This is a genomic window from Cyclobacterium sp. L-R, from assembly GCF_056859355.1.
Genome location: NZ_JBSXOH010000100.1, coordinates 40,492 through 61,198, shown reverse-complemented (window position 1 = coordinate 61,198; position 20,707 = coordinate 40,492). Strand labels below are relative to the sequence as shown.

16 protein-coding genes and 1 riboswitch are annotated in these 20,707 nt (G+C 39.1%); of the genes, 10 read left to right on the top strand and 6 right to left on the bottom strand.

Annotation, left to right across the window (positions count from 1 at the left end):
- Nucleotides 1-6 precede the first annotated feature (6 nt).
- A complete protein-coding gene (locus AC13EX_RS24300) occupies nt 7-552 on the bottom strand; it encodes a class I SAM-dependent methyltransferase (protein WP_482894653.1) in 546 nt (181 codons plus the stop codon).
- Nucleotides 553-822: 270 nt separating this feature from the next.
- Between AC13EX_RS24300 and AC13EX_RS24295 the strand changes: the two genes are divergently transcribed.
- From AC13EX_RS24295 to AC13EX_RS24275, 5 genes are all read left to right on the top strand, one after another.
- The gene (locus AC13EX_RS24295) at nt 823-2,505 is read left to right on the top strand and encodes an amidohydrolase family protein (RefSeq protein WP_482894652.1); all 1,683 of its coding nucleotides are present in this window, start codon (nt 823-825) and stop codon (nt 2,503-2,505) included.
- On the top strand, nt 2,498-3,868 hold the full coding sequence (locus AC13EX_RS24290) for an amidohydrolase family protein (RefSeq protein ID WP_482894651.1): 1,371 nt from the start codon (nt 2,498-2,500) through the stop codon (nt 3,866-3,868). The genes AC13EX_RS24295 and AC13EX_RS24290 overlap by 8 nt, the downstream gene beginning before the upstream one ends.
- Nucleotides 3,869-3,976: 108 nt before the next feature.
- The gene (locus AC13EX_RS24285; RefSeq protein ID WP_482894650.1) at nt 3,977-5,209 is read left to right on the top strand and encodes an amidohydrolase family protein; all 1,233 of its coding nucleotides are present in this window, start codon (nt 3,977-3,979) and stop codon (nt 5,207-5,209) included.
- A 65-nt stretch (nt 5,210-5,274) separates the two neighbouring features.
- A complete protein-coding gene (locus tag AC13EX_RS24280) occupies nt 5,275-6,435 on the top strand; it encodes a C40 family peptidase (protein WP_482894649.1) in 1,161 nt (386 codons plus the stop codon).
- Nucleotides 6,436-6,446: 11 nt separating this feature from the next.
- Complete coding sequence (locus AC13EX_RS24275; protein WP_482894648.1) at nt 6,447-8,549, top strand: M28 family peptidase; 2,103 nt, start codon at nt 6,447-6,449, stop codon at nt 8,547-8,549.
- Nucleotides 8,550-8,728: 179 nt separating this feature from the next.
- Here the strand turns inward: AC13EX_RS24275 and AC13EX_RS24270 are convergent, their stop codons facing one another.
- The 5 genes from AC13EX_RS24270 to AC13EX_RS24250 form a co-directional block, all read right to left on the bottom strand.
- Nucleotides 8,729-9,916, bottom strand: a complete 1,188-nt coding sequence (locus tag AC13EX_RS24270) for a THUMP domain-containing class I SAM-dependent RNA methyltransferase (protein ID WP_482894647.1) — start codon at nt 9,914-9,916, stop codon at nt 8,729-8,731.
- 63 nt (nt 9,917-9,979) lie between these two features.
- On the bottom strand, nt 9,980-11,152 hold the full coding sequence (locus tag AC13EX_RS24265; protein WP_482894646.1) for an NTP transferase domain-containing protein: 1,173 nt from the start codon (nt 11,150-11,152) through the stop codon (nt 9,980-9,982).
- Nucleotides 11,136-11,621: a cyclic pyranopterin monophosphate synthase MoaC gene (gene moaC, locus AC13EX_RS24260; protein ID WP_048643985.1), complete on the bottom strand. Its 486-nt coding sequence runs from the start codon at nt 11,619-11,621 to the stop codon at nt 11,136-11,138. The genes AC13EX_RS24265 and moaC overlap by 17 nt, the downstream gene beginning before the upstream one ends.
- Nucleotides 11,622-11,635: 14 nt before the next feature.
- A complete protein-coding gene (locus AC13EX_RS24255) occupies nt 11,636-12,787 on the bottom strand; it encodes a cysteine desulfurase family protein (protein ID WP_482894645.1) in 1,152 nt (383 codons plus the stop codon).
- 24 nt (nt 12,788-12,811) lie between these two features.
- Nucleotides 12,812-14,464 carry a S8 family peptidase gene (locus AC13EX_RS24250; RefSeq protein WP_339714547.1) on the bottom strand — a complete coding sequence of 551 codons (1,653 nt, stop codon included), beginning with the start codon at nt 14,462-14,464 and terminating at the stop codon, nt 12,812-12,814.
- Nucleotides 14,465-15,040: 576 nt separating this feature from the next.
- A riboswitch (SAM riboswitch) is annotated at nt 15,041-15,150 on the top strand.
- A gap of 191 nt (nt 15,151-15,341) precedes the next feature.
- Here AC13EX_RS24250 and AC13EX_RS24245 point away from each other — a divergent pair.
- The 5 genes from AC13EX_RS24245 (at nt 15,342) to AC13EX_RS24225 (ending at nt 20,655) form a co-directional block, all read left to right on the top strand.
- Nucleotides 15,342-16,646, top strand: a complete 1,305-nt coding sequence (locus tag AC13EX_RS24245; RefSeq protein WP_482894644.1) for an O-acetylhomoserine aminocarboxypropyltransferase/cysteine synthase family protein — start codon at nt 15,342-15,344, stop codon at nt 16,644-16,646.
- Nucleotides 16,647-16,656: 10 nt separating this feature from the next.
- A complete protein-coding gene (locus AC13EX_RS24240) occupies nt 16,657-17,712 on the top strand; it encodes a homoserine O-acetyltransferase family protein (protein ID WP_048643988.1) in 1,056 nt (351 codons plus the stop codon).
- A 20-nt stretch (nt 17,713-17,732) separates the two neighbouring features.
- Complete coding sequence (locus AC13EX_RS24235; protein WP_482894681.1) at nt 17,733-18,122, top strand: VOC family protein; 390 nt, start codon at nt 17,733-17,735, stop codon at nt 18,120-18,122.
- Nucleotides 18,123-18,321: 199 nt separating this feature from the next.
- On the top strand, nt 18,322-19,032 hold the full coding sequence (locus AC13EX_RS24230; RefSeq protein ID WP_240477875.1) for a glycerophosphodiester phosphodiesterase: 711 nt from the start codon (nt 18,322-18,324) through the stop codon (nt 19,030-19,032).
- Between the two features lie 3 nt (nt 19,033-19,035).
- Nucleotides 19,036-20,655: an alkaline phosphatase family protein gene (locus AC13EX_RS24225; protein ID WP_482894643.1), complete on the top strand. Its 1,620-nt coding sequence runs from the start codon at nt 19,036-19,038 to the stop codon at nt 20,653-20,655.
- Nucleotides 20,656-20,707: the final 52 nt, after the last annotated feature.

The following is a 20,707-nucleotide window of genomic DNA, read 5'->3' as shown; positions in this document are numbered from 1 at the left end:
ACCTTATCAGGTATTACAAACCATGATAAAAGCTGGAGGGAAATTCTTCAGCGTAAATGCCGTCTTTATGGTACTAAAATGCATTGCAAACTGAAAGCGCAATAAATAAGAGTAGCAAATCTGAATAAAGAAACCACTAGGTTTGAGCATCAAGCTGCTTTTCTCGTAAATGGCAGTTCTTGATTCTTTTGCAATAAGGCTAAAAGGTAGAGAAGATAAAATTAAATCTACCGGATTACCTCCAAGGTGCTGATCCATATTTTCTGCTGAGTCACAAATTATGACAACATTGCCTGAACCATATTGCTTTTTCAGATTTTCGCAAAAATGCTCACTAATCTCAAAAACATAAAGCACCGCATCTTTATCCATCCGTTCGATAATACCTTTGGTAATGCTTCCGTCTCCTCCTCCAAGCTCCACAATGACCTTCGCACCTTTGAAATCAGCAAAGGACAGCATCTTATTTACCAAAGACTTTGAACTAAATGTTACAGCGCCAGTAGTTTTAATATTGACAAACAATTCTTTAAAAAGCGAACTTTTATTCATTAGTTAATTGAATTAAACCAGGGTTGAGCTTTAAAACCTTCTGCAATTGAATTTTATAAATATTTAAATACCATCACAAATTTCAAAGTTACTAAAATCAACTTCATAAAATTCATTTTATTTCAAAAAAAGAAAAATTCATTTTGATAAAACGAAGTAAACTTGCCAAGAACCATTCTCGGGACAAATACCAACATTTAACAAATAACTATTCAAATATTGAGTATTAAACCTTAATTTTAGCTTTTAGTTACGCACAAAACACTAAAAATGAAGTCGAAAAAACAACTCATTTTATCTAATTTTGCTGTCTTTTTTGCTTGCATGCTTTTAATTCTAGGCCCTGCACGAGCTCAAAGCGACAGAAATGGAGACAGGAGGGTTACCTCTAGTTATTTCATTTCGAACGCCACAGTGATTCCTACAGCCGGTAAAATTCACCGCAATTATGATATTGTCTTCAAAGATGGTATCATCACTCAAATAGGAAAAAACCTAACGGTACCCAAAGATTCAAAAGAAATAAAAGGGGAATCCCTTTTCGTTTATCCCGGATTTATTGATTTGGGAAACCAATTAGGCGTTCAGCCACCTGAGCTTCCTGATAGGCCCGGTGATTTTGACACCTCTAACCCAATCCCGGAATTGGCAGGAATCCACCCTCAGTTTTCCTCAGCAGACCATTATAAGTTTTCCGAAAGTGATGAAAATGAAATGAGAAAACTCGGTTTCACCATTGCTCAAAAAATACCAGTAGGAAATGGAATGTTACCTGGAACGACTACTATAGTCATTTATGGGCATGAGAAAAATAATAACCTGCTTAAAGAAGATAAATCTCTGTATTTTCAATTCAATACTGTAGGCGGTGTTTACCCACATACCAAGTTAGCTGTAATGGCGAAGTGGAGAGATCTTTTCCAAAACGCAGTTCTTTATCAGGAACATACTGCTATATATGAGAAAAATAAATTAGTAAAGAGGGTCACAACAGATCCGGTATTAGAGGCATTGATCCCTGTAACTCAGAACCAGAAAACGCTCTTGGTAGCCGGTAGAAATGAATTGGATGTTCGAAGGGCCCTGAAAATGCAAGAAGATAATAACTTTAAACTTATTTTACTTGGAGTAAATGAGGGACCAGAACTTATCCCCATCCTTAAATCCAAACAAGTTGGGGTGATACTAAAACTTGCACTAACTGATGACAATTTCTTAGAAGGCCTGGAAGGTGAGGAACAAGGAAAGGATTACGAGGAAAGGCTTAAAAAAGGCCAAGAAGCCTATCTTGAATCCTTGCGTTTAGCTTCGAAGTACGAAAAAGAGGGAATCCCATTTGCATTTACCAGCTTGGATTTAGATAAAAAGGATTTTTTCAGTAACCTAAAACTAATGGTAAGCAATGGGCTTTCCAAAGATGTTGCCCTTGCAGCCTTGACCAGCAATCCTGCAAAACTTCTTGGTATCGAATCCATTAGCGGTAGCATTGCGCCGGGAAAAATGGCCAATATGGTAATTATGACAGACAGTCTCTTTTCTAAAGATGGAAAAGTATCAATGGTTGTTAGTGATGGTTACTTGTTTGATTACACTGAAGAAAACAGCCCGGAAAAACCCGGAAATCAGGTTTGGACCTATGCCGCGGAAACCCCTGTAGGCCAATCGAAAGGCCGCTGGGAATTTTTTAAGAAAAACGAGCAATGGAATGGCACTGTCTCCTATGACAGTCCTAAAGGAACTGGAATCAAAAAGACTAAAATGGAAAACCTGGAGCTTAAAGACGATTCTTTGTCTTTTTCCTTTAAAGTTGAAACCGAAGAGGCTGTTTTAGATGTAACGGTAACAGGCACTATTAATGAAAACAAGTTTGAAGGCAGTATGGACATTTCAGGTTATAACCAATTTACCGTACAGGCTACTAAAAAAGAAAAACCGAATAACAACCATGAATAAGAAAAGACAGTTAGTGGCTGGTTTATTAATTTGGTTGAGCGTGCAAGTCTCTGCGCAGGAGAATCAATCAGGAGATATATTGATAAAAAATGCCCAGGTTATTACCATAACCAACGGTACATTGGATAACACAGATGTTTTGGTTAAAAATGGCATCATCGCAGAAATCGGAACCAATCTAAAAGCATCAAAAAACACCAAGACAGTGGATGCTTCAGGACAATTTTTAATGCCTGGGATCATTGATGCGCATTCCCACCTTGCCCTTGAAATCATCAATGAAGCCAGCAGTCCGATCACTGCGGAAGTTCAAATGAGGGATGTTATCGACCCATATGATATTTCAATTTATAGGGCTTTGGCAGGAGGCACCACCATCTCTCATGCCATGCATGGATCTGCAAACGTAATTGGCGGACAAAATGTGACCTTAAAACATCGCTATGGAACCCATGATCCAGATAGGCTAATAATGAAAGAAGCTCCAAGAACAATTAAATTTGCCTTAGGAGAAAATCCAACACGGGTACATGGCATAGGGAAAAACCTTCAACCCCGATCCAGAATGGGTGTAGAGGCAGTCATAAGAAATGGTTTTGAAGAAGCCCTACAATACAAATCGGCTTGGGAAAAATGGAACAAGGAAAAGCAGAAAAAAGAAATAACTACTGCCCCGCCAAAATACAATACCAGACTGCAAACACTCGTGGATATATTGGATGGCAAAATTATCATTCATTGTCATTCTTACCGGGCAGATGAAATCTACATGCTGATCCAAGTATGTCAAGAATACGGTATTGACAAAATCGTGTTTTCACATGTCAATGAAGGGTTTAAAGTAGCCCCTGAACTGGCAAAATACACCATGGGAGCTTCGGTATTTTCTGATTGGTGGGCTTATAAGTTTGAGGTTTACTATTCCACTGCCTACAATGCAGCAATCCTAACCAAAAATGGCGTAGTGACCTCAATTAATTCAGACTCAGATGAACTCATCCGGCACCTTTACCATGAAGCAGCTAAAACACAGCGGTATGGAGGGCTTACCGATGAAGAAGCATTGTCTTTGATAACTATCAACCCTGCCAAACAATTGGGCATTGATAAATACGTAGGCTCTATAGAGGTAGGCAAACAGGCTGACCTGGTTTTATTTGACAAGCATCCGCTTTCTATTTACGCCATCCCGCAGATGACCTGGGTAGATGGAATTAAGTATTTTGATAGGAATACAGATCAAGCTGACCAAAGGTTAAAAATCAACCTTAAAAGATCTCTTGACCCATATCGTATAAGCAGCGGCACACATAACTGCATGCAAGACGCTCAAGCGTTGTTTACTGAAAACCACCACCATTAATAGTTGAAAATGAAAAGGCAAGTCAATTTCCTTTATTATAGAAGGGTTCAAATGAAAAAATTAAACCTATTAATTTGGTGTTGTTGTTTACTCCTTAGTCAAAGCCTTATGGCCCAGATAGAAGGAGAAGTAATAAAACCATACAAAGCTAACTTCCTTCTCACCAATGCTAAAATCTATACGGTCACCAAAGGTATTCTGGAAGACCATGATTTGCTCATTGAAGATGGTTTGATCAAGGCTATAGGTAAAAATATTCCTCAGCAAAACCACACCGTCATCGACTGCACTGGGAAGTCATTGTATCCTGGATTTATCGACAGTGGAACAAGCTTAGGGATTGTAGAGGTAAATTCATTAAAGGAAACCCAGGATTATATGGAACTGGGAAAAGTAACTCCTCAAATGCAAGCCTTAACGGCTGTTAATCCTAATGGAGTAGCCATACCTGTAACAAGGGTAAGCGGAGTTACCGCAGTGCTTACACAACCTAGAGGTGGACACTTCCCTGGAACTGCAGCATTAATCAATCTCAATGGTTATACACCTGCGCAGATGTTTGGCGGGTTTAAGGGAGTAATCATGAATTACCCTTCTGCAGTAAGATCAGGAAGTAACGACACTAGATCTTTAGAGGACTTGCAAAAAACAGCAACAAAAAACCTGGATGAAATAAACGAACTTTGGGAAAAAGCCGCTACCTACCTTGCTATTAAAACCAAAGGAGGGGAATTGGAATACTACCCCGAAATGGAGCAACTCTCTAAGGTTTTAAACAAAGAACTACCCCTTCTAATAGAAGTAAACGCTGCCAAAGACATTGTTTCAGCATTGGAATGGATCAAAGAAAAAGATGTAAATGTTGTACTTACTGGAGTGGCTGAAGGATGGAAAGTTGCAGATAAAATTGCAGCAGCAGGTGTTCCCGTAATCACAGGCCCAGTCTTGACCTTGCCTAGCAGAGACTCGGACAATTACGATGCCTCCTACAATAATCCGGCTTTGCTTCAAAAAGCTGGGGTCAAAGTAGCTTTGCGGACAATGGAAGCCGAAAACGTAAGAAACCTGCCTTTTAATGCTGGTTTTGCTGCGGCTTACGGAATGGGAATCACCGAGGCATTAAAAGCCATTACCATCATTCCTGCCGAAATATTTGGAGTTGATGACAGTTTGGGCTCTTTGGAAGAAGGCAAGAAAGCTAGCCTCTTTATCTCAGACGGAGATCCATTTGAACCAAAAACTCAAATCCATCAGGTATTTATTGATGGGTACAGAATACCCATGACCAATAGACATATCAGGCTATACCAGGAATTTCTTGAAAGAGAAATGCAGCCCTAGTTCCAGGGATTTTTCCGAACGCCAGGATCTGATCTATCTTATTTATCAAAAGTGAGCCTTGTTTCATGAAAAACACATTCTATTTATATTTATTGTTGTTGGGAATCTTGTTTGCCTGCCAAAAAGAAGACCAATCAGAAGAAATGACCAACCTCATCACTGAGGTCAAAGAGAAATATGCCCCGGATAAAAGGGTTGCCCTTTTCGATGTTCAATGGGAAAATGGTATCCTAAGCGGTGAAACCAATTTACCTGAAGCTTATAAGGAGTTGACAGACAAGTTAACTTCAAACAGTATTTCATTTACTGACTCCATCCAAATACTGCCCGATCCAGCTCTGGGAAGTAAGAATTTAGCTTTGGTGACCAATTCTGTGGCCAATATAAGAAGTGCCCCCAAGCACTCTGCTGAATTGGCTACACAAGCCCTGATGGGTACTCCATTAAATGTTTTGAAAGCAGAAGGTAGCTGGTACTTGGTACAAACCCCGGACGCATACTTATCATGGGTAGATGCCGCCGCCATAGTCCTGGTCGACCAAAACGCCATGGACGAATGGCTTCAAAAAGAAAAAATTGTCGTCACTGAAATGATCAGCTCGATTTATGAAAATGACAGTTTCGACCAGGTTGTAAGTGATATTACCGCAGGGAATGTACTGGAATTGCAGGGCTATGAAAATGAAAATTACCAGGTGATCCTTCCAGATCAACGCAGAGGAACTATAAAAGGAGATCAAGCCGTGACCTATGATACCTGGAAAAACAGTAGAAGTACAAGCGATGACAATCTCATTCAAACCGCCAAGAAAATGATGGGCGCCCCTTATTTATGGGGAGGAACTTCACCAAAAGGAGTAGACTGTAGTGGGTTTACCAAGACCATTTATTTTCTTAATGGCATGGTCATTCCTAGAGATGCTTCCCAGCAAGTCAATGAAGGAGAGCTCATTGACAATGATAAAAACTGGGACAATTTACAAGTAGGGGATTTGTTGTTTTTTGGGGTTCCCGCCACGGAAACAAGCAAAGAGCGTGTAGTACACGTAGGCATGTGGATTGGGGATGGACAATTCATTCACTCAAGAGGAAGAGTAAGAGTGAGTAGTTTTAACCCTGAAGATGAAAATTTTGACGCCCCTGAATTAGCCCGTTACTTAAGAACCAAACGAATTCGAAACCAACCAAGTGAGCACATTCTAACTGTAGATCAGGTATTACAATAAGTAAAACTACCATGAAAAAATTACTCTTTTTCTTTTTCACCATAGGCTTAGCTTCAAACTTGTTTGCACAAAAACAAATGAATGGCTATTCTGAAAGTGAAACCAAGCAACAGAATACCATCGAGGATTTATTTTTAGACATGGTGGATTTCCCTGGCTATAAAAACCATTTAATCACCATCACTGCCCATCCTCATACAGCGGGTTCTAAGGCCAATGAAGATGTAAGGGACTACCTGGTTAAAACAATGGAAGGGGCGGATCTAGAGACCACCTTATATCCCTACGATGTGTATATTCCAAAGGATCCTGGAACTTCTGTAGTAGAAATTGTTACGCCTAAGCGAAAACCTTTAAATCAAAAGGAAGACATCATTTCTGGAAATCCTTATTCTTCACACCCAGAACTTCCTAAAGGCTGGAATGCCTATTCGGGTTCTGGGGACGTAACTGCTGAGGTTGTATATGCCAACTATGGAACAAAGGAAGATTATGAAAAACTAGCAGAGCTAGGAATAGACATCCAAGGGAAAATAGTACTGGCAAGGTATGGTAAAAATTTTCGTGGGTTCAAAGCTAAGTATGCTGAACAATACGGTGCTGCAGGTGTATTGATCTATACGGACCCAAGAGATTATGGGTACAGCAAGGGATTGGTTTATCCTGAAGGCAATAATTACAATGAAAGTGCTATTCAAAGAGGGTCTGTATTGACAGAGTCATTTACAGGGGACCCTTTAACCCCTTTTGAACCAGCTCTTCCATTGGATGGAAAAACCAAAATCAAACGGTTGAATGTAAACGAAACAAGTTTACACACCATCCCAGTAACTCCTATTGGCTATGGTGCTGCGGGAGAAATAATGGCATGGATGAAAGGCAAACCAGTTCCAGGAGCATGGCAAGGTGGATTACCCTACACCTATAGATTTGAGGGAGGCCCAGATTTAAAAGTCAGACTCGGCGTATCACAACCCAAAGAGTTTGTTCGAATCAACAATATAGTAGGTACCGTAAAAGGAAGTTTGTATCCCGATGAATGGATAATCTTAGGTTGCCATTATGATGCATGGGCATTTGGAGCTACTGATCCAGGTAGCGGAACAGCCATGCTATTGACCTTGTCAGAAGCACTTGGCAAGCTTGTCAAAGAAGGCCATAGACCTAAGAGATCCATCATGATTGCACATTGGGATGGTGAGGAATACGGAGTAATTGGTTCTACTGAATGGGTAGAGCAAATGAAAAAAGAACTGGGAACAAATGCTGTAGCTTATTTGAATTTTGACGCCGGTGTTTCAGGCAGAAGTTTCGGCGGTGCAGCAGCACCTAGTCTAAAGAAGATCATGACTGATGCGGCAAAAAAAGTAATTTACCCGGATTCTACCAAGACTGTTTTCGAAATGTGGTCAAAAGATGGTAAAAGCCTACCTATTGGTAATCTTGGTGGTGGTTCAGATCATATCGCTTTTTATATGCATGCAGGTGTTCCATCCATGAGCGGAGGAACAGGCGGAAAAACGCTTTATCATACCAATTACGATGATTTCCTTTTCTATGAGAATTTTGTTGACCCAAGCTTAAAAATGGGAGGTGCAGTAGCACAATGGGCAGGAATCATGTCCTTGAAGCTGGCCAATGCCACTCTTATCCCTTACGACTTGCCGCGCTATGCGCAAGACCTGAGCATGCATTTCACAACGGCTACTAACAAAATTAAAACCTATTATCCAGAATTCTCAGGTTTCAAAAAATCCGAATCCGCCATCAATACATTGGAAAAAACCACCAACGAATTAAGTAAAGCACTTCCCAAAGCAATCAATGAAGGTCGATTAAATGCTAAAGAAATAAAGCAGCTCAACACTGATTTGATCCAACTTGAAAAGAGTTTTCTTTTTAAGGAAGGAATGCCCTTTGGCCCATGGTACCTGTCCTTGTATGCGTCAAATGACCCTTACAGTGGCTACGCATCTTGGATCCTACCAGCCATTGAATATCAAATCGCCAATTCAAAAAAAGACCAATTAAGCCATTGGGACACAGTTTATGAAAAAGCCATTTTAAACCTTAATGAAAAAGTTAAGGCCATTGGTGAAAAAATTGAACAGTAGATAATTACAGCCTTATTCCAAGACTTTAAAAAAAGGCAAGCTTAGTATACTCAAATCAAAGAATTTTTTAATACAAAACCCCGGGCAAAACCCGGGGTTATTTTGTTTTAAACCTTTTTCACTTTGTTGAAATACAAACTAGGAAGGTATTTCGCAATCGCGATTCTACCCTCTAGGATTTATTTCTCTTTAGGTTTATCGTAGTGAATGGTTTTGGTGCCTTTGTACAATTCAAATACCAAGAGTCTGCAATCGATGGTCCCATTATAAAATGGAATCCTTCTTTTGGGCTTGAGGCCAATTTTCTTACCCAAATCAAGGTTTCCGGTAAAAACCAATCCGGTATATCCGGCACAGCTCTTTTTCATAAAATCACCAATCTCCCTATAGATAAGTTCCAGTTCTTCTTCCTCCCCTAACCTTTCTCCATATTCAGGGTTAAAGAAGATCGCCCCTTTTTCGGCTTCTGGTATGGTGGCCTCTCTGAAGTCACAAATTTCAAATTGAATGAATTCCTCCACTCCAGCTTCTTTGGCATTTGCTTTACTAGCATTGACCGCCCTTTCACTGATATCTGAGGCAATGATTGGGAAATCAGGTTGTGGCTTAATCTTTTGAGTTAACTTTTTCTTTAACTCATAGTAAACCCCTGCATCATAACCATTGATGTACATAAAGGCATAATCATCCCTAAACAAGCCAGGGTATCGATCTGTTGCCATCATGACTGCTTCTATGGCCACGGTGCCGGCACCACACATAGGGTTAATAAATGGGCTATTAGAATCCCATCCGGATGCGATCAAGGAAGCCGAGGCAAGTGATTCCATCATTGGAGCACTTCCTGGGACTTTCCTATAACCATGCTTGATAAGCGTATCACCGGATGTATTAATATAGATAGTCGCTTGCTCCCCTTTCCAAAAGAATTGGAATACAGATTCATTAAGCTCTGAGCCAGAATCTGGTCTGGAACCAAATTTCTCTCTGAACCTATCTGCGATAGCGTCTTTAATTTTTACATTGACAAATAAGGGATTGTCTACTGTCTCATGTTTCACATTACTTATAACAGAAAAATAACCATCTTCGGCTATATAATCCTCCCAAGGTAAGGCCTTGATCACATCGTAAAGACCTTCAATATGGTCCAATGGGAAAGAATGAATTTCATAGAGAACATGGCTGGCAGTTCTCAAATGCATGTTTAAAAAAATACAGTCATTTAAGGTTCCTTGTAATGCCACGTGTGTTCGGAAAACACCTTCAATTTCAAAGCCCAGTGCAATCAACTCAGCTTCTAAAAAGGGTGCATTTCTGTCATAACAGGTTATGACTATTTTTCCTTCCTTATTAAAATCTATCATGATACAAATATACCGGAAAAAATTGGCATGAAACGAAAATATCCCATTGCCTGAAGACCAAATCTATTGCTTTTTCAAAACCTTTTGTACTGCTTCATAGGTAGCAGGGTCATTTACATTTTTAAACTCCTCCTTATCAGGGGCATGTAAAAGTGCCACATCCGAATTAATCAAAACCTTTCTTGGACAACTGTAGCCCTGACTTAAATATCTGAACAAAACAGGGTAGGCCCTGGGCTCCCAAATAGTAACCAAAGGTTCTGGGAATTTACTATCTGAATCCAAAAAGGAGGTTGCCAATTTGGAAGGGTTGCGATTGCTAATCAAGTAATCCAGTGTTTTTTGACTTAAAAAGGGCAAGTCGCAAGCAACACTCAACCATGCCACATCAGGTTTTTCCATAAATGCAGAAATAAGTCCCCCCATAGGCCCCATTCCTATTAGTTTGTCCTTAATTATAAACTGCTCATTGTCAAAACCTGCCTCCTGTTCAGCATTGCAGGAAAGAAAGACTTCTTTGCAATAAGTCTTCAACAATTCACTTACATGCTCTTTCTGACTTTTTTCATGATAGGTTAAGTTTGCTTTATCCCTATTCATTCTAGTACTCTTGCCACCAATCAATACCAATCCATTCAATTCTGGCTGATTTTCCTTCATAAAATCTTTTATAAAAGAAAGTATTTTATTGGTTTCGCCAATTTTAAAAACCTGGATCTCTTCCCAATTACTAACATGGCATTTAATACAATCCGGTATATCCGTCTGCCCCTCCTGTAATAGAAATAGCTTCACATTGGTAAGCTTGCCTAATTTCTTATCCATAGGCTTCTTAGGGTCTATGACCAATACTTGGTCTTTGGCCTTAAAATGATTGGCATTGATCAGTATAAGCTCTTGGTTGTTCAACCATTCCCGCTGCTCAAAAACAGAAATATTCTCCTGTCTCCTATCCAACCTTTTGAAAACAATCTTGTCTCTCAATTCAGTCACTTCAGGAAATTGCATAAGGCTGTCTTTGCCTCCCTCTCCGGCAAGTAATTGGTCTCCTTCTTTATGGTCAGCATCAACATAGGCCATTTTGTAATCGCTGGAAAGATTCAGAATAAGCTCATGGACCATTTTCTGAATAATACCACATGAAGTTCCCAAAAAGCCCAACTCTATCCTGCCATAATCCCCCAGAGATGGTCTGGCCAAAGAAACATGTTTTTGGTGCTTATCTTTTGAAATCACGTTTACCTCCTGTTTTCTCTTCTAATTTCATTTCCTTAATCAATATATCATGTGAAAATCCTTTGCACATGTCATAGATCGTCAATGCGGCTATGGACACCCCTGTCATGGCTTCCATTTCTACTCCAGTTTTTCCTGTAACACGGGTACTGCAGCTGATCAATATCTCTTCCTCCCCTGCTATTTCTATATTTACCTTACAATCATCCATTCCTATGGGATGGCATAAAGGAATCAAATCTGAAGTTCTTTTTGCGCCCATGGTCCCTGCAATAATGGCCGTTTGGAAAACAGGTCCTTTTTTAGTGACCAACTCAGAAACATCATTGAGTGATTGCATTATTTCCTTGCCCAATACCATCCTGCAGGAAGCCTTCGCAAAGCGTTGTGTAATTTGTTTCCCTCCTACATCAACCATCGCAGGGTTCCCTGTTTTATTGTCCAGATGTGTAAAGTCTTTTTTTGTCATTACAATGAATTAAATTAAGAAGCTGTTCGTAAATCATTAACTACTTTGCTTATATAACTAATGGCAAAATCTACATTTTCTTCAGTAGTGAACCTACCAAGAGAAAGCCTCAAAGTAGCCATTGCAGTGGGACCATCGAGGCCCATGGCTGTGAGTACATGTGAGGGCTTATCTGTCACACTGCTACAGGCAGCCCCAGAACTGACCGCCAATTTTTTATTAATTCTAATCAACAAAGGTTTACCTAAAATGCCTCGGAACGAAACATTACATACATGTGGCAATCGATTGGAAGAACCGTTTAACTGACTGTCTTCAATTTCAAGCAAGCCTGTTTCTAATTTATTTCTCAATTTAGAAAGCCTTTGGGCTTCATCCAACTGATTGGCTAGTCCTAAAGAAGAAGCCTTTCCTAACCCCACTATGCCGGGTACATTTAAGGTACCACTTCTCAAATCTCTTTCTTGACCTCCACCTGTGATTTGAGCTTTTAAAGTTAATTTGGGACTGCCTTTCCTTATGTACAAGGCGCCTACCCCTTTAGGTCCGTACATTTTATGTGCAGAAAGCGCCAACATATCCACTCCCAATTCTTTGACATTCAATGGGATTTTGCCAATGGCTTGAACAGCATCTGTTAAAAAGAGTACGCCATGCTCCCTGGCCAAGGCTGCCATTTCTTTGATGGGATGCAAATTACCTGTCTCATTATTGGCCGTCATGGCAACCAATAACAGGGTATTTTCTTTAAAGCTGGACTTCAATTGGTCCAAGGAGATTTCCCCATTGGCATTCACAGGAAGACAAGTCCATTCAAAACCCTGTCGAACCAAATCTTCCATGCTGTCAAGAACTGCCTTGTGTTCTGTAGCTATGGTAATGAGGTGTTTTTTGTTTTCATTTTTGGCCAAGGCAAGGCCTTTTATTGCCAGATTAATGGCTTCAGTCGCACCACTAGTAAATAGAATTTCTTTAGCGGCTGCTCCAATCAATTCGGCTACTTCCTCCCTTGCGGATTCTACCGCATCTGCAGCAAACCAACCATAGGGATGATGTCCACTAGAGGCATTGCCATAAGTAGAGGTAAAGTAGGGCAACATTGCCTCTACTACCTCTTGATGACATGGAGTGGTTGCATTGTAATCAAAATAAAGGGGTAAATCCATTCAATACGGTTTCAATTGATCCAATTATTTGGCCAACCTTTCAGCCATTTGAATTGCTTGGTAGGCATTCACTATACCTCCAGTTTGGCTCAGATCTCCAAAATTGACCATTTCCTCTTGTCCGGGAAGATTAACTTTTTCCCCTCCGGCTTTATAAACGGAGTTCTTTAGAATGCTTCGTACTTCCTTAGGCTTAAGTTCAGGATAATAGGCAAGCAATAATGCAGCAACCCCTGATACAGTTGGTGCAGCCATACTTGTACCACTATTGTTTTCGTATTCTGAGCCAGGAATGGTAGAATAAATATCTACCCCTGGAGCAAATAAATCTACACCTTCTTTACTAAAATTAGAAAAGGTAGCGGGTAAATCTTGATTATCCCTTGGGCCGGAAGCACCGACTTCAATCCAAGCATTAGATGTACCTCTCTTGGCAAACCACCTGTTTGGGAAATTATTTTCCGGCGTAACTTCCTTGGAACTATTTCCTGCTGCATGAATTAAAAGTACTCCTTTTTTTTCTGCATATTTGACGGCCTTGTCTACATATTTTTTTCCAGGAGAATAGGATTTACCAAAACTCATGTTAATGATTTTAGCACCATTGTCAACTGCATACCTAATTGAATTGGCAATATCCTTGTCTCTCTCATCCCCATTAGGCACAGCTCTTATCGGCATAATCAACACATGATCCGCTATCCCTTCAATCCCTAAGTCGTTACCACGATTAGCGGCGATGATTCCTGCTACATGGGTTCCATGAGATGGATCAGGACCTGTAGGGTCGTTATTTCCATAAAATTTTTCTTTGTAATCCTCAGGATCATCTCCTACAATATGTCTAGGATCAAAATCTGTATTGTAGGCATATTTGGCTTGTACTTCAAAATGCTCAACAGCTTTTTCAAGTTCCCCTAGTATGGTATTGATACTTGCATCTTCTATTCTGATCATTCCAAACATTTGCTTCAACATATCTATTGCAGCAGAGATTTTCTCGTCATCAGATTCGAAATCAGCCAAATCGCTTTCCTTAAAATCAGAAACATTGAATTCCTCTTTTACTATATCAGCCATATTAGAAAAACCTTCCATCATGTTGTTGTACATGTTGTAATTGCCTTCAGCCTCTTTTTTACTCTCTTCAAAGTTTGCATTGATTCGCTCCCAATAAGCAAACTCCTCTTTATTCTTACGTTTTACATCCTCTTCCTCAACATCAGCATATTTGGCTTTGAGTCTAATGTATTCTCTGGTCAGTTCATGTGAATCATTATCTACTTGAGACCCATCCTTACCTCCAATAAAATTCCAGCCATGCACATCATCTACATAACCATTTTTATCATCGTCTATTCCATTTCCAGCAATTTCATCCTCATTGGTCCATATTTTCCCCTGAAGGTCTTCATGGGTGATGTCTATTCCAGAATCAATTACAGCCACCACTATCATGGCTTTTGGTGATTTCCCCTGAAGCAATTTCTCATAGGCCTTCTCGGCCCCTGTTCCCATTATCCCATCATCTATGGGGTCAAGCAAAAACCAATTGTTTGGAGTTTCAATACTGTCTTTTACAAAACTAACTCCTGTAAAAGCGGAAACAGACCCGTACCCACTGAGAAAAATCCCCAGTAAAAAAGCATAAAAATAAGTTTTGAAATTTCTTTCCATAAAATTTGAAGTATAAATAAAATTTAACTGATTTTTTTATCGCTGTTATTACTGAACTATCAAACAGAAAGGTACCAACGATTAAGTTTGAAACAAATTTCCAAAACTTTTACGGTAAGATTATACTTTTTGTGGTTTAATTTAAAGACCACTGAATAAAAGCCCATCAAATTCGAGAGTTATTCGCTGATTGATTCATTTGAAGCTCCAATTTTAGGTGGGTACCTATAATTCAATAGATAGCCAACATATCTTCTTCAAGACTATTCTATTAAGTGTGAAATTGTCAAATGACCCAGTATTACTTAATGTACACTCTTCCTGTGAGAGCTGAATACCTTAACGTGGCAAAAATGGTTTAATTACCTTATGGAGCTATTTTTATCGGCTATATCTTCTCCTTGTAATTCCCATGAAATAATACTGGTGAAACCATTTCCATTGTTTAAAAATAATGTAACTTACTGATTAACTGACTAATTAACTTTTTAAAAGAAAAAATTACGGTCATCTATTGGAAAATTTGACAATGTAGGTTTATTTTGTACAATCCTTTTACTTTTTAGAAGTAGCTAGGATTTATATAGAAGAGGCAAGAGACAGGCTCGTTGACCCTCTGGCAACCTGGAAAATCCAAGGTGCCAATTCCTGCCAGATGAAAAAGTTTACATCTGGGAATATAAATTCAAAAACTATATGATTTTATTTTACAGAATAAAAAAGGACAAAGTTTCCAGGTATTTCTTCAATCATTTAATTTCTTTTCTAAAAGGATGGAAAAATTCTGCCCTATGTGCTTTTAGCCTCAGGTAGTTTTACACATTTTATACTTAATCAAGTTTATTAGAATTGATAACAAACCTAAAAAACAAATAACATGTCAAAAAATTATCGTTTCGAAACATTGCAAGTTCATGCCGGTCAAGAGGTGGATGCTACCACCAATTCCAGGGCTGTTCCAATTTACCAAACGTCTTCTTATGCCTTTAATTCTGCGGAACATGGTGCAAACCTTTTCGCATTAAAGGAGTTTGGTAATATTTACACAAGGATAATGAACCCTACCTCTGATGTTTTTGAGAAGAGGGTGGCAGCATTAGAAGGTGGTGTAGCTGCTGTAGCAACTGCTTCAGGTCAAGCTGCTCAGTTTTTGGCGCTAAATAACTTCCTTAGTGTTGGAGACAATTTTGTAACCTCTCCTTATTTATATGGAGGTACTTACAATCAGTTTAAGGTTTCTTTCAAAAGGTTAGGAATTGAAGCAAGGTTTGCAAAATCTGACAAAGCCGCAGATTTGGCAGAACAAATAGATGAAAACACCAAAGCCATCTATGTAGAAACTATCGGTAATCCAGAATTTAATGTTCCAGATTTTGAAGAAATAGCTGCACTTGCCAAAAAACATGACATCCCATTAGTAGTAGACAATACTTTTGGCGCAGGAGGATACCTTTGTCAGCCTATCAAACATGGAGCGAACGTTGTCACTTCTTCTGCTACCAAGTGGATTGGTGGTCATGGTACTTCTATAGGAGGTATAATTGTAGACGGTGGTAATTACAATTGGGGCAACGGTAAATTCCCTGAATTTTCTGAGCCATCTGAAGGTTATCATGGAATGAATTTCTGGGATACATTTGGAGACAACAATCCTTTGGGACTTCCAAATATTGCCTTTGCAATTAGAGCAAGAGTAGAAGGACTTAGAGATTTTGGACCTGCTATCAGCCCATTCAATTCATTTTTATTGTTGCAAGGGTTAGAAACATTATCACTACGTGTACAACGTACAGTTGACAATGCTTTGGAACTTGCAAAATGGCTAGAGCAACATCCTAAAGTGAAGTCAGTAAACTATCCAGGATTGCCGAATAGTCCTTATCACGAAACGGCTAAAAAATACCTTCCAAATGGATTTGGTGGCGTATTGAGTTTTGAAATTGAAGGAGACAAAGAAACTGCATCAAACTTCATTAACAATTTGGAATTAATTTCCCATTTGGCCAATGTAGGAGACGCAAAAACCTTGATCATTCAACCCGCCGCTACCACCCATCAGCAGCTTTCTGATGAAGCACAATTAGCCGCAGGTGTAACCCCTTCTATGTTAAGGATTTCATTAGGTATAGAACACATTGAAGATGTGAAAGCAGACCTTACTTCTGCCTTCGACAAAATATAAAACTATTAAAATGAACCTTCAATCGCCGCATTTGACTATTGAAATGACTCAAGAGATTTTCTATTGCCAAGAAGCATTACCTTTGGAATCCGGAGAATCTTTTCCGGAATTCCAATTGAATTTCACTACCCAAGGGCAGTTAAATGCCAATAAAGACAATGTGATATGGGTAATGCATGCATTAACAGGAGATGCCAACCCCCAGGAATGGTGGTCTGGACTGATTGGGGAGGACAAATTTTTTGACCCCTCCAAATATTTCATTGTTTGTGCTAATTTCCTTGGTTCCTGCTATGGTTCAACTCAACCTTTGAGTAATGATCCGCAAAATAGAAAACCTTATTACTATGACTTCCCTAATATTACAACCAGGGACATAGCGGCAGCGTTGGATAAATTGAGAATTCACCTGGGCTTGGGAAAAATCAACACGGTGATTGGAGGTTCTTTAGGTGGTCAGGTAGCATTGGAATGGGCTGTCACTTTAGGTGATAAACTAGAAAATGCTATCATCGTAGCCTCAAATGCAAAAGCCTCGCCATGGATAATTGGTTTTAATGAAACCCAAAGGATGGCAATCGAATCTGATGGAACTTGGGGTAAATTAGATCCCGAAGCAGGGAAAAAAGGCCTGGAAACAGCCAGGGCAATTGGCATGCTCAGCTACAGACATCCATTGACATTTCTTCAAAACCAAAGTGAGACTGAAGAGAAAAGAGATGGTTTTAAGATAAGCAGCTATTTAAGATACCAGGGCTTAAAATTAGCCAATAGATTCAATGCAATGTCTTATTGGACACTGTCTAAAGCCATGGATAGTCATGATATAGGTAGATCAAGAGGTGGCACACCCCTAGCCCTATCAAATATCAAATGCAAAGTGCTTTCTATAGGAGTAGATACCGACATTCTATTCACAAGCGAGGAATCCAGGTACATCAGTAAGCATGTACCCAAAGGGACCTATAGAGAAATTACATCCATTTATGGTCACGATGCTTTCTTAATTGAGTATGAACAATTGCAATACATACTAAAATCTTTTTATTTGGAGAATAACGGTTAATCAAACATTCATCTTGTATGATTCCATACACGAAGATAAAGGAAACTTGTTTGTACATCGATGATTTAGATTTAGCAGAAAAATTCTATCATCAAGTATTAGAAATGCCCTTGATTTCAAAGGTGGATAAAAGGCATGTGTTTTTCAGATGTGGGGAAAGCGTCTTGCTTTGCTTTCTCCCTGAAGTAACAAAAAATGAAACCAGTTTGCCTCCACACTTTGCCTATGGGAAGCAACACTTGGCCTTTGAGGTGAGAAAAGAGGATTACCTAGAGATTAGGGAAAAATTAAGTCAAAAAGGAATAGTGTTTACCCACACTCAAGAATGGAGAAATCAGTTAAGTAGTTTTTATTTTGAGGATCCATTTGGCAATGTACTAGAAATAGTACCTCAAGGGATTTGGGAGTAATTTTAATTCATTTTTTAAGGATTTGAAAAACTATTCAGCCTTCTTGCTATATTATTTTAACAATAATTTTTGAATATGAGTTGTGGATTGTGATTTCTTTTAGAATATTGCATCAAAACCAACCATAAGTTAAATGTCTTATCAATTTATTTTTACCTTGGGATTATGTGCATGTCTAATATCTTGCACCAGCCATAAAATGGAATTTCACAAAAACAAAGTAATCGCCCATAGAGGAGCTTGGAAAGCAAATCCATACCCTCAGAATTCCTTAGCTTCTTTACAAGCCGCAATTGAACTTGGCTGTGAAGGATCAGAGTTTGATGTTTGGATGACAGCAGATGGAGTTCTTGTAGCCAATCACGATGCCGACCATGAGGAAATGGTAATTGAAGAAGTTACTTATGCCCAACTACTTGAAAAGCCTTTGGCCAATGGTGAAAAAGTACCTACAGTTGAAGAATACCTTAAGCATGGTATGAAGCAAAGCAAAACAAAGCTTATTTTCGAAATCAAGCCATCAGGAGTATCTAAAGCAAAAGGAATTGAACTTGCCGAAAAGTCCGTTGCTATAGTAAAGGAATTAGGTGCAGAGCAATGGGTTGACTATATCACTTTCGACTATGACATAGCATTGAAGGTAATTGAACTGGACCCTAATGCCAATGTAGCTTACCTTCGGGGAGATAAAACTCCACAGGAATTAAAAGACGATGGATTCTTTGGTTTTGATTACAATATCAAAAAAGTTAAAGAAAACCCACATTGGATTAAGGAAGCACAAGACTTAAACATGACTGTTAATGTCTGGACTGTAAACAATGAAGAAGACATGAAATGGCTATTGGATCAAGATGTGGATTTTATCACTACCGACGAGCCTGAAAAGCTATTCTCAATTATTAAGTAAAAAATGAAATATCGCAGCATTTCCATTGGCATATTTTTAATAATTTCTGTAGCATTCACCTTTGGCATATCCTGCAATAAAGCAACAATTTCCGAAAGGAAAGTTAAACATACCATTCTGATAGGCCTTGATGCCTTCGGATCCAGAGGCTTCCAGAAAGCATCAACTCCTTATATGAATAAAATGATTGCAAATGGAGCAATAGCTCCATTTGCTCGATGCTTGTTACCTACCAATAGCTCCCCAAATTGGACCGCAATGCTAACAGGCGTTGGCCCTTTACAACACGGTGTCTATGACAATGATTGGGAAAGGGACAAAGTAAAATGGCCTCCAGTAGAGTCAACAGATGAAGGTGTTTATCCAAGTCTGATGAATTGGGTAAAAGAGCAAATTCCGTCTTCTAAGGTTAATTTTTTCTATGAATGGAAAGGTTTAGCCAGACTATTTGACTTAAGCCAGGTAGACAAGGTCTACTTAGGAGAAAAAGGAGATGTTATCTTCGAAAAAGCAGCAGATTCCTTCTTTGAGGACCTTCCTGATTTTTTATTTATTAATATTGATGAAATTGACCATTATGGGCATCAGGATGGCCATGATTCTGAAGCTTATTTCAATGCCATCTCCCACTATGACAGTATTATTGGCCATTTTATAGAAAGGCTGGAGGCAGCTGGCCTGATGGATGAAACCTTGCTAATGATCACTGGCGATCATGGAGGTATAGATAAAGGCCATGGCAGTACTTCATTAAATGAAATCGAGATCCCAATATTATTGTATGGAGCTGATGTAAAAAAAGGCTTGGTAATCGATAAACCCTGCTATATCTATGATGTTCCCGTAACGTTAGCCTTTGCTCTTGGCATCACTCCACCAGATGCCAGTATTGGTCGTCCAATCTTGGAAGCATTTGACCCAAATAGTATTTCAGCCCCTTATGTTCCCATGCCAAATATTTCACCAACAAAAGGTTTCTTTCCTAAGCCACCTGTAATGGTAGAAATAAAAGTGGATGATGCGGATGCAAAAATATATTATTCATTAGACGGTTCAGTCCCTACAAAAGAAAGTGGTATTGTTTATAATGCTTCCCTTCAGTTCAACAACAGTACTTTGCTTACTACTGTAAGCTACAAAAATGGCAAATACAGCAGACCTGAAGTCAATCAGTACCGAATCGGTAATGGAAAAGAAGGGAAAATTTCCTGGGATTACTATGAAGGTGATTTTTTACGGGTACCTGATTTTAAAAGCCTTCCCATTAAGAAATCAGGCATGAGTAATGAATTTAGCCTTAAAGAAATACCGCATCGTCCAGACCATTTTGCTGTAAAATTTGAGGCTACCTTGACTATACCTGAAAAAGGAAAGTATACTTTTTTCTCTAGATCTGATGACGGAAGCAAGGTTTTGCTAAATGGTAAGGTAATTGTTGACAATGATGGCTCCCATTCCAGTCAAATAAAAAGCAATCAAGTTGAGCTGTCGAAAGGAAATCATGCAATTGAGGTATGGTATTTTGATGATACCGATGGTGAGGGGCTTGAAATCCAAATTGCGGGCCCAGGCATTCCTAAGCAAATAATAACTGAAAAGTTTATCATAGAAAGTACTTTATAATCCCTGCCTAAATAATCGCCCTATTGTTTTCCTATCCTATTCTGAAATAAAC

Bases quoted from the DNA above. Each gene is read 5' to 3' on its own strand.
- AC13EX_RS24300 (WP_482894653.1), bottom strand. From the start codon at position 552: ATGAATAAAAGTTCGCTTTTTAAAGAATTGTTTGTCAATATTAAAACT.
- AC13EX_RS24295 (WP_482894652.1), top strand. From the start codon at position 823: ATGAAGTCGAAAAAACAACTCATTTTATCTAATTTTGCTGTCTTTTTT.
- AC13EX_RS24290 (WP_482894651.1), top strand. From the start codon at position 2,498: ATGAATAAGAAAAGACAGTTAGTGGCTGGTTTATTAATTTGGTTGAGC.
- AC13EX_RS24285 (WP_482894650.1), top strand. From the start codon at position 3,977: ATGGCCCAGATAGAAGGAGAAGTAATAAAACCATACAAAGCTAACTTC.
- AC13EX_RS24280 (WP_482894649.1), top strand. From the start codon at position 5,275: ATGAAAAACACATTCTATTTATATTTATTGTTGTTGGGAATCTTGTTT.
- AC13EX_RS24275 (WP_482894648.1), top strand. From the start codon at position 6,447: ATGAAAAAATTACTCTTTTTCTTTTTCACCATAGGCTTAGCTTCAAAC.
- AC13EX_RS24270 (WP_482894647.1), bottom strand. From the start codon at position 9,916: ATGATAGATTTTAATAAGGAAGGAAAAATAGTCATAACCTGTTATGAC.
- moaC (WP_048643985.1), bottom strand. From the start codon at position 11,621: ATGACAAAAAAAGACTTTACACATCTGGACAATAAAACAGGGAACCCT.
- AC13EX_RS24255 (WP_482894645.1), bottom strand. From the start codon at position 12,787: ATGGATTTACCCCTTTATTTTGATTACAATGCAACCACTCCATGTCAT.
- AC13EX_RS24250 (WP_339714547.1), bottom strand. From the start codon at position 14,464: ATGGAAAGAAATTTCAAAACTTATTTTTATGCTTTTTTACTGGGGATT.
- AC13EX_RS24245 (WP_482894644.1), top strand. From the start codon at position 15,342: ATGTCAAAAAATTATCGTTTCGAAACATTGCAAGTTCATGCCGGTCAA.
- AC13EX_RS24240 (WP_048643988.1), top strand. From the start codon at position 16,657: ATGAACCTTCAATCGCCGCATTTGACTATTGAAATGACTCAAGAGATT.
- AC13EX_RS24230 (WP_240477875.1), top strand. From the start codon at position 18,322: ATGGAATTTCACAAAAACAAAGTAATCGCCCATAGAGGAGCTTGGAAA.
- AC13EX_RS24225 (WP_482894643.1), top strand. From the start codon at position 19,036: ATGAAATATCGCAGCATTTCCATTGGCATATTTTTAATAATTTCTGTA.